The organism is Jejuibacter sp. L23, assembly GCF_050815825.1.
In the GTDB taxonomy this organism is placed as follows: Bacteria; Pseudomonadota; Gammaproteobacteria; order Enterobacterales; family Enterobacteriaceae; genus Jejubacter; species Jejubacter calystegiae.
In genome coordinates this window covers 4,007,132-4,022,151 of the sequence record NZ_CP138199.1, presented here as the reverse complement: position 1 = coordinate 4,022,151, position 15,020 = coordinate 4,007,132, and the positions used below count along the sequence as shown (strand labels likewise).

10 protein-coding genes, 1 tRNA gene and 2 rRNA genes are annotated in these 15,020 nt (G+C 56.0%); 6 read left to right on the top strand and 7 right to left on the bottom strand.

Features of this window, described 5'->3' with window-relative positions:
• Nucleotides 1-57: 57 nt before the first annotated feature.
• The 4 genes from SCU88_RS19250 (at nucleotide 58) to SCU88_RS19235 (ending at nucleotide 5,100) form a co-directional block, all read left to right on the top strand.
• Nucleotides 58-133, top strand: a tRNA-Ala gene (locus tag SCU88_RS19250).
• 150 nt (nucleotides 134-283) lie between these two features.
• Nucleotides 284-3,279 (top strand): 23S ribosomal RNA (locus SCU88_RS19245).
• Between the two features lie 104 nt (nucleotides 3,280-3,383).
• A 5S ribosomal RNA gene (gene rrf, locus SCU88_RS19240) occupies nucleotides 3,384-3,499 on the top strand.
• A 299-nt stretch (nucleotides 3,500-3,798) separates the two neighbouring features.
• On the top strand, nucleotides 3,799-5,100 hold the full coding sequence (locus SCU88_RS19235) for an MFS family transporter (RefSeq protein ID WP_138098968.1): 1,302 nt from the start codon (nucleotides 3,799-3,801) through the stop codon (nucleotides 5,098-5,100).
• Here SCU88_RS19235 and SCU88_RS19230 read toward each other — a convergent pair.
• The 5 genes from SCU88_RS19230 to trxC all read right to left on the bottom strand — a co-directional run bounded on the left by SCU88_RS19230 (nucleotide 5,097) and on the right by trxC (nucleotide 10,827).
• Nucleotides 5,097-5,426 carry a YfiM family lipoprotein gene (locus SCU88_RS19230; protein ID WP_138098967.1) on the bottom strand — a complete coding sequence of 110 codons (330 nt, stop codon included), beginning with the start codon at nucleotides 5,424-5,426 and terminating at the stop codon, nucleotides 5,097-5,099. The genes SCU88_RS19235 and SCU88_RS19230 overlap by 4 nt on opposite strands.
• 47 nt (nucleotides 5,427-5,473) lie before the next feature.
• Nucleotides 5,474-6,829 (bottom strand): CDP-diacylglycerol--serine O-phosphatidyltransferase, encoded by a 1,356-nt coding sequence (gene pssA / locus SCU88_RS19225; protein ID WP_175342103.1) that lies wholly within the window; start codon nucleotides 6,827-6,829, stop codon nucleotides 5,474-5,476.
• A 118-nt stretch (nucleotides 6,830-6,947) separates the two neighbouring features.
• Nucleotides 6,948-9,605: a GNAT family N-acetyltransferase gene (locus tag SCU88_RS19220; protein ID WP_175342049.1), complete on the bottom strand. Its 2,658-nt coding sequence runs from the start codon at nucleotides 9,603-9,605 to the stop codon at nucleotides 6,948-6,950.
• 31 nt (nucleotides 9,606-9,636) lie between these two features.
• Nucleotides 9,637-10,338, bottom strand: coding sequence for a DTW domain-containing protein (locus tag SCU88_RS19215; protein ID WP_175342050.1), 702 nt, complete (start codon nucleotides 10,336-10,338; stop codon nucleotides 9,637-9,639).
• Between the two features lie 69 nt (nucleotides 10,339-10,407).
• Nucleotides 10,408-10,827 carry a thioredoxin TrxC gene (gene trxC / locus SCU88_RS19210; protein ID WP_138098964.1) on the bottom strand — a complete coding sequence of 140 codons (420 nt, stop codon included), beginning with the start codon at nucleotides 10,825-10,827 and terminating at the stop codon, nucleotides 10,408-10,410.
• A gap of 206 nt (nucleotides 10,828-11,033) precedes the next feature.
• Here trxC and SCU88_RS19205 point away from each other — a divergent pair, with 206 nt between their 5' ends.
• Complete coding sequence (locus SCU88_RS19205; protein ID WP_175342051.1) at nucleotides 11,034-12,056, top strand: tRNA/rRNA methyltransferase; 1,023 nt, start codon at nucleotides 11,034-11,036, stop codon at nucleotides 12,054-12,056.
• 33 nt (nucleotides 12,057-12,089) lie between these two features.
• Here the strand turns inward: SCU88_RS19205 and ung are convergent, their stop codons facing one another.
• A complete protein-coding gene (ung, locus tag SCU88_RS19200; protein WP_138098962.1) occupies nucleotides 12,090-12,782 on the bottom strand; it encodes a uracil-DNA glycosylase in 693 nt (230 codons plus the stop codon).
• A gap of 320 nt (nucleotides 12,783-13,102) precedes the next feature.
• Here ung and grcA point away from each other — a divergent pair, with 320 nt between their 5' ends.
• Entirely contained in the window at nucleotides 13,103-13,486 is a 384-nt protein-coding gene (gene grcA, locus SCU88_RS19195; protein WP_138098961.1) for an autonomous glycyl radical cofactor GrcA, read from the top strand.
• Nucleotides 13,487-13,589: 103 nt separating this feature from the next.
• Here the strand turns inward: grcA and srmB are convergent, their stop codons facing one another.
• Nucleotides 13,590-14,927 (bottom strand): ATP-dependent RNA helicase SrmB, encoded by a 1,338-nt coding sequence (gene srmB / locus SCU88_RS19190; protein ID WP_175342052.1) that lies wholly within the window; start codon nucleotides 14,925-14,927, stop codon nucleotides 13,590-13,592.
• Nucleotides 14,928-15,020: the final 93 nt, after the last annotated feature.

Sequence of the window (15,020 nt, the reverse complement as noted above, 5' to 3'; positions counted from 1 at the left end):
CATTCCACGCCTTGCCTCAGGAAAAATTAACGGTGAACGAGGTTATCTAACGACTTTGGGGCTATAGCTCAGCTGGGAGAGCGCCTGCTTTGCACGCAGGAGGTCTGCGGTTCGATCCCGCATAGCTCCACCATAACACTACTTCAGAATGTACTTAATCGTGCATTGTGAAGTATCTGCTCTTTAACAATCCGGAACAAGCTGAAAATTGATAATCCATAAACGGGAAAACCGTTTAATGGGTCTCTCAAGCTTGCAACACGAAGACATCTTCGGGTTGTGAGGTTAAGCGAATAAGCGTACACGGTGGATGCCCTGGCAGTCAGAGGCGATGAAGGACGTGCTAATCTGCGAAAAGCGTCGGTAAGCTGATATGAGGCGTTATAACCGACGATGTCCGAATGGGGAAACCCAGTGTGATTCGTCACACTATCATTAACTGAATCCATAGGTTAATGAGGCGAACCGGGAGAACTGAAACATCTAAGTACCCCGAGGAAAAGAAATCAACCGAGATTCCCTGAGTAGCGGCGAGCGAACGGGGAAGAGCCCAGAGTCTGAATCAGCGTGTGTATTAGTGGAACGGTCTGGAAAGTCCGGCGATACAGGGTGACAGCCCCGTACACGAAAATGCACATGCTGTGAGCTCGATGAGTAGGGCGGGACACGTGTTATCCTGTCTGAATATGGGGGGACCATCCTCCAAGGCTAAATACTCCTGACTGACCGATAGTGAACCAGTACCGTGAGGGAAAGGCGAAAAGAACCCCGGCGAGGGGAGTGAAACAGAACCTGAAACCGTGTACGTACAAGCAGTGGGAGCACTCTTTATGGGTGTGACTGCGTACCTTTTGTATAATGGGTCAGCGACTTATATTCTGTAGCAAGGTTAACCGAATAGGGGAGCCGAAGGGAAACCGAGTCTTAACCGGGCGTTAAGTTGCAGGGTATAGACCCGAAACCCGGTGATCTAGCCATGGGCAGGTTGAAGGTTGGGTAACACTAACTGGAGGACCGAACCGACTAATGTTGAAAAATTAGCGGATGACCTGTGGCTGGGGGTGAAAGGCCAATCAAACCGGGAGATAGCTGGTTCTCCCCGAAAGCTATTTAGGTAGCGCCTCGTGAATTCATCTCCGGGGGTAGAGCACTGTTTCGGCTAGGGGGCCATCCCGGCTTACCAACCCGATGCAAACTACGAATACCGGAGAATGTTATCACGGGAGACACACGGCGGGTGCTAACGTCCGTCGTGAAGAGGGAAACAACCCAGACCGCCAGCTAAGGTCCCAAAGTCATGGTTAAGTGGGAAACGATGTGGGAAGGCCCAGACAGCCAGGATGTTGGCTTAGAAGCAGCCATCATTTAAAGAAAGCGTAATAGCTCACTGGTCGAGTCGGCCTGCGCGGAAGATGTAACGGGGCTAAACCATGCACCGAAGCTGCGGCAGCGGACGTATCACTTAAGACGTCTTACAGAGGCTTAATGATTGACGGAGCGTTTTTTGCGACGTCAATGCGTTCATTAAAGTCGAGGCGGCTTAAGGATACGTCCGTTGGGTAGGGGAGCGTTCTGTAAGCCTGCGAAGGTGTGCTGTGAGGCATGCTGGAGGTATCAGAAGTGCGAATGCTGACATGAGTAACGATAAAGCGGGTGAAAAGCCCGCTCGCCGGAAGACCAAGGGTTCCTGTCCAACGTTAATCGGGGCAGGGTGAGTCGACCCCTAAGGCGAGGCCGAAAGGCGTAGTCGATGGGAAACGGGTTAATATTCCCGTACTCGGTGTTACTGCGATGGGGGAACGGAGAAGGCTATGTCATCCGGGCGACGGTCGTCCCGGTTTAAGCGTGTAGGCTGACTTTCCAGGCAAATCCGGAAAGTTAAGGCTGAGGCGTGATGACGAGGCACTACGGTGCTGAAGTGACAAATGCCCTGCTTCCAGGAAAAGCCTCTAAGCTTCAGGTAACAACGAATCGTACCCGAAACCGACACAGGTGGTCAGGTAGAGAATACCAAGGCGCTTGAGAGAACCCGGGTGAAGGAACTAGGCAAAATGGTGCCGTAACTTCGGGAGAAGGCACGCTGACATGTAGGTGAAGCCCCTGCGGGTGGAGCTGAAGTCAGTCGAAGATACCAGCTGGCTGCAACTGTTTATTAAAAACACAGCACTCTGCAAACACGAAAGTGGACGTATAGGGTGTGACGCCTGCCCGGTGCCGGAAGGTTAATTGATGGGGTTATGGGTAACCAGAAGCTCCTGATCGAAGCCCCGGTAAACGGCGGCCGTAACTATAACGGTCCTAAGGTAGCGAAATTCCTTGTCGGGTAAGTTCCGACCTGCACGAATGGCGTAATGATGGCCAGGCTGTCTCCACCCGGGACTCAGTGAAATTGAACTCGCTGTGAAGATGCAGTGTACCCGCGGCAAGACGGAAAGACCCCGTGAACCTTTACTATAGCTTGACACTGAACATTGAGCCTTGATGTGTAGGATAGGTGGGAGGCTTTGAAGCGTGGACGCAAGTCTGCGTGGAGCCAACCTTGAAATACCACCCTTTAATGTTTGATGTTCTAACCTGGCGCCATTATCTGGCGTGGGGACAGTGTCTGGTGGGTAGTTTGACTGGGGCGGTCTCCTCCCAAAGAGTAACGGAGGAGCACGAAGGTTGGCTAATCCTGGTCGGACATCAGGAGGTTAGTGCAATGGCATAAGCCAGCTTGACTGCGAGCGTGACGGCGCGAGCAGGTGCGAAAGCAGGTCATAGTGATCCGGTGGTTCTGAATGGAAGGGCCATCGCTCAACGGATAAAAGGTACTCCGGGGATAACAGGCTGATACCGCCCAAGAGTTCATATCGACGGCGGTGTTTGGCACCTCGATGTCGGCTCATCACATCCTGGGGCTGAAGTAGGTCCCAAGGGTATGGCTGTTCGCCATTTAAAGTGGTACGCGAGCTGGGTTTAGAACGTCGTGAGACAGTTCGGTCCCTATCTGCCGTGGGCGCTGGAAGACTGAGGGGGGCTGCTCCTAGTACGAGAGGACCGGAGTGGACGCACCACTGGTGTTCGGGTTGTGATGCCAATTGCATTGCCCGGTAGCTAAGTGCGGAAAAGATAAGTGCTGAAAGCATCTAAGCACGAAACTTGCCCCGAGATGAGTCTTCCCTGAGACCTTTGAGTCTCCTGAAGGGACGTTGAAGACGACGACGTTGATAGGCCGGGTGTGTAAGCGCAGCGATGCGTTGAGCTAACCGGTACTAATGACCCGAGAGGCTTAACCTTACAACGCCAAAGATGTTTTGGTGTGATGTTGAGAGACAGAATCAAATCAGCTTGTGACGGATAAACGCTTATGGCCTGTATGGCGGTAAGTGGAACAGAATTTGCCTGGCGGCGAGAGCGCGGTGGTCCCACCTGACCCCATGCCGAACTCAGAAGTGAAACGCCGTAGCGCCGATGGTAGTGTGGGGTCTCCCCATGCGAGAGTAGGGAACTGCCAGGCATCAAACCAGTGAAGAACCCCGGTCATTGACCGGGGTTTTTTGCGTTGAGTGCACCGGGAAAAATTGTCCTGTCCCCGCGGGTGGAAGGCATCAACCCGCAGTACGCCTCACTATCTTTCCTCTCCAGGTTACGACTGAAAGTGGTCTGGTTCTTGCGTTATTTCAAAATTCCAGGCTGCTTCACAAAAACACAAAACAACAAATAATTAACACTTTCTTTACTCTGTCGCTAAGCGCAATCTGATGCTTTGCGTTTTACCGGCTCCAAAGCCGTACCGGAAGACAGGAGAAATAAATAATGACTGAAGCAACCGTCGAAACACAAAAGACGGAATTAGCCGCCAGCGATACCCGAAAGCGGATCTGGGCGATTGTCGGTGCCTCATCCGGCAACCTGGTCGAGTGGTTTGATTTTTATGTCTACTCATTCTGTTCACTCTATTTTGCTCATATCTTTTTTCCCACGGGAAACCCCACCACACAGCTGCTACAGACCGCCGGTATCTTTGCCGCAGGCTTCCTGATGCGCCCTATCGGCGGTTGGTTATTTGGCTGGATCGCCGACAAACATGGTCGTAAAACCTCCATGCTAATCTCGGTTTGCATGATGTGCTTTGGCTCGCTGGTTATCGCCTGTCTGCCAGGTTATGCGACGATTGGGACCTGGGCGCCGGCGCTGCTGCTGCTGGCTCGCTTATTTCAGGGACTTTCCGTGGGCGGTGAGTATGGCACCAGCGCTACCTATATGAGTGAGGTCGCCATTGAAGGCCGTAAGGGGTTCTATGCCTCTTTCCAGTATGTCACGCTGATCGGTGGTCAGCTGATGGCGCTGCTGGTTGTGGTGGTGCTACAGCAAATTCTGACTGATGCTCAGCTGCACCAGTGGGGATGGCGTATACCTTTCGCACTGGGGGCCGTACTGGCGCTGGTCGCTCTGTGGCTGCGTCGTTCCCTGAATGAGACATCAGAAAAAAGCACCCGGGCATTGAAAGAGGCCGGTTCGCTGAAAGGGCTGTGGCGCAACCGGCGCGCTTTCGTTATGGTTCTGGGCTTTACCGCCGGTGGCTCTCTGGTGTTCTACACCTTTACCACCTATATGCAGAAATATCTGGTGAATACCGCAGGAATGTCGACTTCCGTCGCCAGCGTGGTAATGACGGCGGCGCTGTTCATCTACATGCTGGTTCAGCCGCTATTCGGCGCGCTTTCCGATAAGATTGGTCGCCGTAACTCTATGCTCTGCTTCGGCTCGCTGGCGGCAATTGGCACCGTACCGATTCTGACGGCGCTACAGAACGTCAGCTCGCCGTTTGCGGCTTTCGGTCTGGTGATGCTGGCGCTGTTGATTGCCAGCTTCTACACCTCCATTAGCGGCATTCTGAAGGCCGAGATGTTCCCGGCGCAGGTCCGGGCACTGGGAGTCGGTCTTTCCTATGCGGTGGCTAACGCACTGTTTGGCGGATCTGCAGAATATGTGGCGCTGTCCCTGAAGTCTCTGGGCTCCGAGAGCAGCTTCTTCTGGTATGTTTCTGTTATGGGAGCCGTTTCTTTCCTGGTCTCCCTGATGTTGCACCGTAAAGGGAAGGGGATGAAGCTCTAACGCCCCGCCAGTTGCCAGATGGCGTAGCCGGTGGTTGCACCGGCTACGTCCCACGCAAAGTCATGCCAGCTCCAGCCGGTTCCGGCCGGGCGACTATCCCACAGCTCTTTACCCGCTCCGACAGAGACAGAAAACATAAAGCCGATAGAGGCGCTGCGGTCCCGACTGTAGCCCTGATGCAGGCCATATTCAGTACCGGCGGCGGCCAGCATGGCGGATGCGATAAAGTGCTGTGCCTTATCCTCTCCTCCCCAACTGTCATTGGCCATATGGTGGCCGCAGCCGGACAGAAGCAGGGTGGCGATGACGACGGCGGTGCGACGCATAGCTTATCCCTGAGAGTGAATGCCCCACAGTGCGGGGCGGGTAGTTATCAGAGGATACGGCTGATCAACCTGTCGATACGGATACGGCGCAGGCGTCGTATCAGTTTGCGTACCTTTACCGGGTAATCAGCAATGCTCTGCAGATCCCGATAATGATGCACAACGGTGGTGTGGGTGCGGATCAGCGACAGCTCGTGATCGCGCTGTGCTGCCAGTTGATGCCACGGATCGTGGATCAGAATGGCGTTTTCCAGATCCAGTCGCCAGGCGCGGGGATTCAGGTTGTTGCCCGTAAGCAGCATCCATTCATCGTCCACCCACATCCCTTTCAGGTGATAGCTGTTATCCTCGTCCTTCCAGAGCCGGACGGTCAGTTGCCCGTTATTCACATAGTATTGCAGACGGCTGAGGAAACGGCGTAGATTGATTTCGTAGAGATAAGGCAGTGCGCCGATGATTTTAAAAGGCTGGTCTTCAGGAATATAGAAGTCGTTGGCGGTTTTGTCGCCGACGATAATCTCTACCTGCTTTCCGGTACGTAGCAGATGAATAATGCTGCGTACCAGCACGGCCGGTAAGTTGAAGTAGGGCGTACAGATGGTCAGCTTATGCTCGGTACAGGGCATAAGATGATAGATAGCCTTATTCAACTGGCTGGATTTGCCGAGCCCTACCAGCGGGGTGACCGATAGTTCGTCGTCGCTGGCATCGCCTTTAAAACGCAACGGCGCGTCGCGCAGGGTCTGGCGATAGAGGCGAATCTCGTTTTTGATCTCCGGGCTTTTGGGGCGCACCTTGCTGTCCAGGCGGTTAACCGCGCTGCCGTTCGCCAACTGAGTCTGTACCCAGTCGTACATCAAATCCGCCAGCCGGGAGTTGCGAATCAGATGGTAGCGATCGTAGCGGTATTTATCGTGCTGATGCAGATAGACATCATTCAGACTGGCGCCGCTGTACAGTACGCTGTCGTCGATGATAAAGCCTTTAAAGTGGAGTACGCCCAGTGCTTCACGAGTATTGATCGGCACGCCGTACACCGGAATGCTGACGTCAGGATTCTCCTGCGCCATGCTACAGTACCAGTCGGCATTGGTTTGCGAAGCGGCATCGCCGATGCGTCCACGCTGGGCGCGGTGCCAGTCCACCAGTACGCTCACCTCCAACTCGGGACGGCGGCGTTTAGCCTCATACAGGGCGGAGAGTACCCCTTTTCCGCCATCGTCCTGCTCAAGGTAGAGCGCGACGACGCAGATGCGCCGGGTGGCGCTGGCTATCTTCTGGAGCAGAGTCTGCCGGAAGTCAGCGGGGGTATAAAAGAACTCCACGTCATCAACAGACTGAGAAAGTTTTGGTAGCTGAGCAAGGTGTTGTTGATGTTTATTACGTTTAAATTTAGACAACATCACAGTGCGTTTCTTCTCTATTCATTAGATGGCCTTCTGTTCCATGCAGATGACAGAAGCTGACGATAATACCATTACTGTCCGCCGATGTGGGGGAAGATTTCTGCTTGCTCAGGAATCATCCATCCGGGTCAGATAGCGATAACGTCAGGTTAACGATCCCGTCTTCAAGATCGGTTTTGAGCTTAAAGCCGAGTTTACGCGCCAGGGCGATCATTCCCTGATTGCCTGGCATGGTAATCCCATTCAACTGCTGCAAACCGTGATCTCGGGTATAGCCGATCAATTTTTCCAGCAGTCTGCGACCCAGGCCCAGCCCTTTGAGATCCGAACGAATCAGTACCGCGAATTCGGCATCGATATTATCCGGATCGGAGATAGCCCGGGTTACCCCCAGGATCTCTGCGCTGTCGCCCTGGTGACGCACCGCAACGAACGCCATTTCCCGATCGTAGTCGATCTGGGTCATGTTGGCTAAATCATCATGGGTAAATTCGTTGATTTCACTGAAGTAGCGGTAGTAGAGATCCTCTTTGGTCACCAGGGCGATAAAGCGCTGCAACAGCGGTTCATCTTCCGGAAGGATGGGGCGGAACAGGCAGCGTTCACCGTTTTTCATCTCCACCAGCTCTTCCAACTGTTGGGGATAGGGGCGGATAGCCAGCCGACTGTCGGTATCGCCCTGGAACTCCGCCAGTTGGAGCGTCACATCCAGCAGCGTGAATTCGCTGCCGGAGGCGAGCAGGGGGTGGATGTCAAGGCGCTGGATCTGTGGGCAATCCACGACCAGGTTAGAGACCTGTACCAGCAGGCGGCTCAGGCCGTCAATATCCAGCGCTCTGAGCGCGCTGCGCCCGCGGATCTTCTGACGCTTAATGGCCTGAATCACCAGGTAGCGCGCCAGATTCATATTCAGCGGCGGTAGCGCTACGGCGGCTTGTTCATCAGGGCGCCAGGCGACGCCGCCTTCGCCCAGCATAATCAGCGGGCCAAATACCGGGTCCTGCTCCACGACGACTCGCAGCTCCTGGGCTCCGGCTCTGTTGGCCATACTCTGGACCAGCAACCCGTGAACCCGGGCCTGGGGCCAGGTCTGTCGCACGCGTTCGAGAATGGCATCGGCGGCCTGCTGGACTTCAGCAGGGGTACGCAGATAGAGCATGACCCCCTGAACCTCCGATTTGTGGGGAATATCCGGGGAACGCAGCTTGAGTGCGACCGGGTAGCCGATCTGCCCGGCAATATGCACGGCCTCCACGCTGTCGCTGGCAATCCAGGTTGGCAGCGTTGCCAGACCATAGGCACGCATAATTGGCTGTACCTCGTGGGTATCCAGCGTTGTGGCGCCGTCCTGTAACGCCTGGCGAATCAGGCTATGGGCTTCCCGGGTATCGGCCGTCAGGCTGGCGGGCAGGGCGGGCGTTTCACGTAGCTGTTTCTGGTTACGGCGGTACTCCACCATATGCATAAATGAGGTAACGGTTCCTTCCGGCGTTCGGTAGGTGGGAATACCGGCATCGCTGAATAACCGGCGGGCTTCCTGGGATGAAAACTCTCCGCACCAGTTGGTCAGCAGCGTTACGTGCTTACCGCGCGGATGGCGTGCGACCAGCTCGATAATCTGCCGGGCGCTCTCTGTGCCGGGCGCTGAAGCGCTTGGGGCATGGATGACCATCAACGCATCGACCAGTCGGGTATCGAGCAGTATCTCCAGCACCTGTAGATAGCGCTCCGCTGTGGCATCGTCGCGCAGGTCCAGCGGGTTACCGGGAGTTTCACCTGCGGGCAGTACGGCACTTAACCGACTCAGTGTCTCTTCATCCAACTGGGCCAGTTTGCCGTTGCGCGACTCCAGTTCGTCCAGGGCCAGCGCGGCGGGAGCCGCGCCGTTACTGACAATCATCAGTCGCTCGCCGCGTAGCGGTCGCATATAGCTTAGGGTTTCAACTGCGGAAAAGAGCTCGTGAGTATCCTGTACCCGCAACAGACCAGCGCGCTGAATGGCGGCATCCCAGGCGGCATCCAGCCCTGGCTGGCTTTTTAGCAGCGCCTGGGCCCGGGGACCACGTCCGCTCTTAATCACCAGAATCGGTTTATTGCGTGAAGCGCTGCGCGCTGCTGAGACAAAGCGCCGGGCATCGCTCAGATGTTCCAGATGTAGCAAAATAGCGCTGGTTTTACTGTCTCTGGCCAGGAAATCGAGCAGCTCATCGACATGGATATCGACGCTGTCGCCAAGGGCGATAAACCAGGCAAAGCCCAGTTGGCGCTGCTGGGCCCAGTCAAGAATGGTATTGGAAACCGCGGCGGACTGGGAAACGAAGGCCAGCCGACCTTTATGAATGGGCACCGGCGAGAAGCTGGCGTTCAGCCCCTGCCAGGGGGCCAGCAGACCCAGGCTGTTAGGACCAAGCAGGCGAATCTGCCAGCGGGTGGCGCAGGCCAGCAGTTCCGTGTGCTGTTCCGGCGGGGAAGAGAGCACGATGCAGGCTTTGCATCCCTTGCGGCCCAGCGCTTCCAGAAGTTCCAGGTTGCGTCGGGCGTGGGTGCAGATCACCGCCAGGTCAGGCGTGAAGGGCAGGCTATCGATATCTGGCCAGGCCAGCACGCCGCATACTGCCTTCCAGGAAGGGGTTACCGGCAGAACCGGTCCGGAAAAACCGCCGGACAGCAGGTTGCGCATCATCAGATAGCCGGTGCGCTGCGTTTTATTCGACGCCCCGATCACGGCGATCGATTTGGGGCGTAGCAGGGCCTCTAACCCGCGTTGACTCATGGCGCTCTCCTCCTGGAAATATTCCCTGAGTTTAAACGCTTTCCCGTTCCGTTGCTGTGATGGCGTACTGATGATGCGGTTTTCCGGCAAGATAACGCGCCCGGAACAGCGAGAAATGCTGCTGGAGCCCCAAAGCGGCAACGTCGTCACCCGCCAGAGAGAGCAGGGCGCTGGCTACTTCAGCGGTGCAGTAATGGTCCCTGGCATGTACTTCGCGTAACAGATAGTCGCTCAGGCGATCGAGTTCAACGGAGATCACCGGAAAGCCCTCCAGCCACGGACTTTTACGAAACATTTTGCGCGCTTCCGACCAGGTACCGTCCAGCATAATAAACAGCGGCGTCTTACCGTTATCCGGCGGGGCATTAATGACTGTGCGATCGGCGTTAGCGAACGAGGCCGGGAAGACCACCATCGGCTGCCAGTGGGGCTCGCTCAGCAGCGCGAGCAGCGCCGGAGATGGTTCGGTGCGCGACCACTGAAAGGCGAGGGTATCCGGCAGGATATCGGCGATCAGCCGCCCGGTATTGCTGGGTTTCATCGGCTCGGTATCGTACATCACCAGGCAGAAGCGGCTGCGGGCGGGGGCGGGTTGAATGGTGCTACACAGACACTGCTTTAGTGGCAGCAGACAGCGCTGGCAGCGGCGTATCCGGTTGCCGCGGGCGTGAAACGGGCGAGTGGCGCGCGCCAGGCGTTCGGCGCGCAGACGAAGAACGGCGTTTTCAGTCATCAGGGGCGTTGGCAGAGAATAAAAACGTCATTCTTGCAGAGTGAAGTCAGTGGAACAAGCTCCCGGGGCTCAGAGATTCTCGTCCAGCCACTCTTCGAAAGGGGTCTTTGGCATAGCGCCGCTCAGCATGTCCACCAGTTTCCCCTCTTTAAAGATCATAATTGAAGGGATACTGCGAATGCGGAATCGGGCGCTTAGCTCCGGTTCGGCTTCGGTATTCACTTTCACAAAACGCAGCTGTCCGCTACGCTCTTCGGCAACCTCTTCGAAGACGGGCGCGAAATTGTGGCAGGGACCGCACCAGGGAGCCCAGAAGTCCACCACAACCGGCAGGGAATCTTTCAGCAGTGCATCCAGCGTGGCGCTGGTGGCATTGGTAACCTTGCCATCGAACAGCGCATGGCCGCAGCGCCCGCACTTCGCCGCATCGCCGGCACGTTCGTCGGGTACGCGGTTAATCGCCTGGCAGGCGGTACAAACGGTATTCATAGTAACCTCAGAGTACAGATGTTCAGTCAATGGCCCGGAGCCAGTTATGTTTCAATTATGTTAAACAGTATTCGTAAAAAAACCGTCCGGCACAATTCGTTTTGTTCAATGAGTACAATAGCCGCCGGCTTTTGATGAAAGACAATGGCTAACCGGGGACACTTCGGGTAATCTGCGCGCTTCGCGCAGAGCTGGTGGAGAAAAAAATGAGCGACGACGATTTCAAAGGTAAAAGCGGCAAGGTCAAAGTGATGTATGTCCGCGGCGGTGACGACGATGACAAACGCGGCCGTAACCCCCGCACCGGGAAGGGTGGGGCGAAAAGCAAAGCCTCCACCAGTGGCAAGCGACGCCCTGCGCGTGACGATCGCGGCGGCGAGCGCGATCGTTCTCCGTGGCGTACCGTTTCCCGGGCTCCGGGCGATGATGCACTGACCATGCCGGATCACGGCGGTATCAGCGGTAAGAGCTTTATCGACCCTGAAGTACTGCGCCGCCAGCGAGCGGAAGAGACCCGGGTCTATGGTGAAAACGCCTGTCAGGCGCTGTTCCAGAATCGTCCTGAATCCATCGTTCGCGCCTGGTTTGTACAGAGCGTCACCCCACGCTTCAAAGAAGCGCTGCGCTGGATGGCGGCGAACCGTAAAGCCTACCACGTGGTGGATGACGCCGAGCTGGCGAAGGCTTCCGGTACTGAACATCATGGCGGCGTCTGCTTCCTGATCAAAAAACGTAACGGCCTTACGGTAGAGCAGTGGATCGAACAGGCGCCAGCCCAGGAGTGCGTACTGGCGCTGGAAGAGATTGGCAACCCCCATAACCTGGGCGGGATCGTGCGTAGCTGCGCTCACTTTGGCGTGCGCGGAGTGCTGGTTCAGGATGCGGCGCTGCTGGAATCCGGCGCTGCAGTGCGGACTGCGGCAGGCGGTGCCGAGCACGTTCAGGCCATCACCGGGCCGAGCTTTAACGGCGCGCTGGAGCAGTTCCGCCAGGCCGGGTATCGCATTGTGACCACCTCCAGCCATAAAGGCACGCCGCTTTCCCAGGCGGAGCTGCCGGAAAAAATGGTACTGGTGCTGGGGCAGGAGCAGGACGGGATCAGCGATGCCACCTTTGCCAATGCCGATTTGAGCATTAGCATTGATGGCACCGGCAAGGTTGAGAGCCTGAACGTTTCTGTGGCAGCCGGGGTGATTCTTTCCAACTGGTGGCGTCAGAACAGCCACTAAATAATGGTGTCGCGGTCGCCGGGCCGCGACAAATTATTCTGTCTCGCCTTCCGGCAGGCGCGGTGTCCAGTCGATCGGCTGCTCATTGCGCGATTCCAGATACGCATTGGTCTTCACGAAGTGACCGCAGCCGAAGAAGCCCCGATGGGCCGAAAGCGGCGAAGGATGCGGCGCCTGCAGCACACAGTGGCGTTGACGATCGATAATGCGTCCCTTCTTCTGGGCATGCGCGCCCCACAGCAGAAACACCACGCCTTCCCGATGTTCGTTGATGATGGAGATGACCTTATCGGTAAAGGTTTCCCAACCCAGGCTTGCGTGAGAATGCGCTCTTCCGGCTTCGACGGTCAGCACCGTATTTAGCAGCATCACCCCCTGACGCGCCCAACTTTCCAGATAGCCGTGATTCGGCCGTACAAAACCGGGTATGGATTGCTCCAGCTCTTTATACATATTTTGCAGCGAGGGCGGCGTTGCTATACCGGGACGAACGGAAAATGAGAGGCCGTGCGCCTGGCCCGGGCCGTGGTAGGGATCCTGACCGAGGATAACCACCTTAATATCCCCCAGCTCGGTAAAGCGAAAGGCGTTAAAGACGTCTTTCTGCGGTGGGTAAACGGTCACGCCCTGTTCCCGCTTGATGGCGACGGTCTTAAGGGTTTCAATAAAGTAAGGCTGTTGCTTTTCATCCGCCAGCACGTCGTGCCAGGTGAGGTTCGTTGTCATTCCGCTCTCCTGCGATTATTGTCCGTCATAGATTAACCTCTTCTTTCCTCAGCACAAAATGATGTCCGGACAGATGAGGTCAGTAGTTTAAAAATTGTTGAAAATTTACAAAAATATTTGCGTACTCCCTTTTGGCTAAGTTGATGTAAAACAAATAAATGATTTTATGCCCACAAATTACAGGTGGTTTTTATTGACCCAGGTCAAAGAATGCCCCCATCCTGACTGGTATACAGAACAGTAAAGCAACAAAGGTTTTACCAATGTGCCAGTCTGTGGCGCAGGCATCACCGAATAATGAAGCCTATAGGGAGACGAAAATGATTACTGGTATCCAGATTACAAAAGCCGCTAATGACTCACTGATGAACTCATTCTGGCTGCTGGACAGCGAAAAAGGCGAAGCGCGTTGCGTATGTGCGAAAGCGGGCTTTTCCGAAGATCAGGTTGTTCCGGTAAGTCAGCTGGGCGAAATCGAGTACCGTGAAGTACCGATGGAAGTTCAGCCGCAGGTTCGTGTTGAAGGCGGTCAGCACCTGAACGTAAACGTTCTGCGTCGTGAAACCCTGGAAGACGCGGTTAACAACCCGGAAAAATATCCGCAGCTGACCATCCGCGTATCCGGCTATGCCGTGCGTTTTAACTCGCTGACGCCGGAACAGCAGCGCGACGTTATCACCCGTACTTTCACCGAAAGCCTGTAATTAAGAAGGGTTGAATGTACAAACGCCGTCGGGGCAACCCGGCGGCGTTTTTCTTTATCTGACGAATGAAAAAAGCGCCGGGCTGGCCGGCGCGGGTCGGGCATTATTCGTTCTCGCCCTGGGGCTCAGTCGGATGACCGGTGTTGGGCTTGCGGCGTTTACCGACATTTTTAGTATCGCGATGGCGCTGCTTCACCCTGGGCTTATTCTTACTCTGTTCTTTTTTCTTCTCTTCCCGCTTCAGCTTCACTTTTTTGGACGGCTTGCCCTGTAACTTGTCGCTGGGGGGGCGGGTGGTCGGGCGCAGTTCATCGATCACCCGTACTTTAATCTGCTCCTGGATATAGCGCCCGATTTTGCCCAGCAGCAGGTGGTCGTGCGCCTCCACCAGTGAAATGGCAGTGCCCTTACGACCCGCACGCCCGGTACGGCCGATACGGTGCAGGTAGGTGTCGGCGGTGCGCGGCAGATCGAAGTTAAACACGTGACTGACGTCCGGAATATCGATACCGCGGGCAGCGACATCAGTCGCGACCAGCACGCCCACCCGACCTTCGGTCAGTCGTTTGATCGCCTCATTGCGCTTGGCCTGGGGCATTTCCCCTTCCAGCCAGCAGCTCTGAATCCCCGCTTCATGCAGCCATTTCACCAGCTCATGCACGCGTTCGCGCTTGCGAACAAATACGATGGAGCGGCTGGCATCCGGCTGTTTCAGCATATGGGTTAACAGCGCCGTTTTATGTTCGACATTATCGGCGCGATAGTACCACTGATGAATCTTCTTACGCTCGCGGGTGGATGGGGTGGCAGAGACCTCGACCGGCTCATTCAGCAGACGGCGTGAGAAATCGGCAATGGCTTCGCCTTCCAGGGTCGCGGAAAACAGCATGGTCTGGTTACGCCAGCGGGTTTCGCCGGAGATATGTTCGATGTCCTGGGCAAAGCCCATATCCAGCATCCGGTCTGCCTCGTCCAGAATCAGCATCTCGACGGCGCGGCAGTCAAAATTTTCTTCTTTTATATACTGAAGCAGACGGCCGGTGGTGGCGACCACGATATCCTGGTTCTCGCTGAACACTTCGGCGTGGTTCATGTAGGCAACGCCGCCAGTGATGGTAGCGATATCCAGATGGGTATGAGCGGCCAGCTCCCGGGCCTGGTCGGCAACCTGCATCGCCAGTTCGCGGGTCGGTGTAAGAATCAGTACCCGTGGCGGGCCTGATTTCTTGCGCGGAAAGTCGATCAGGTGCTGCAGGACGGGCAGCAGGTAAGCCGCTGTTTTACCGGTACCCGTCGGAGCGGAGCCCAGGACATCGCGGCCGTCCAGCGCCGGCGGAATAGCGGCTGCCTGAATTGCCGTGGGGCGGGAAAAACCCTTCTCCTCCAACGCGTCCAGCAGGCTTTCGTCAAGTTCGAGTTCGGAAAAAGTGGTTACGGTCATGGTCTACCTCTGTGTGGGGCGCCGATTATAGACGTAATGGCGATGATGTTCGACCTCTTTCCGCCGCTGCTATCTTTTCCCCGCCGCGGCTTT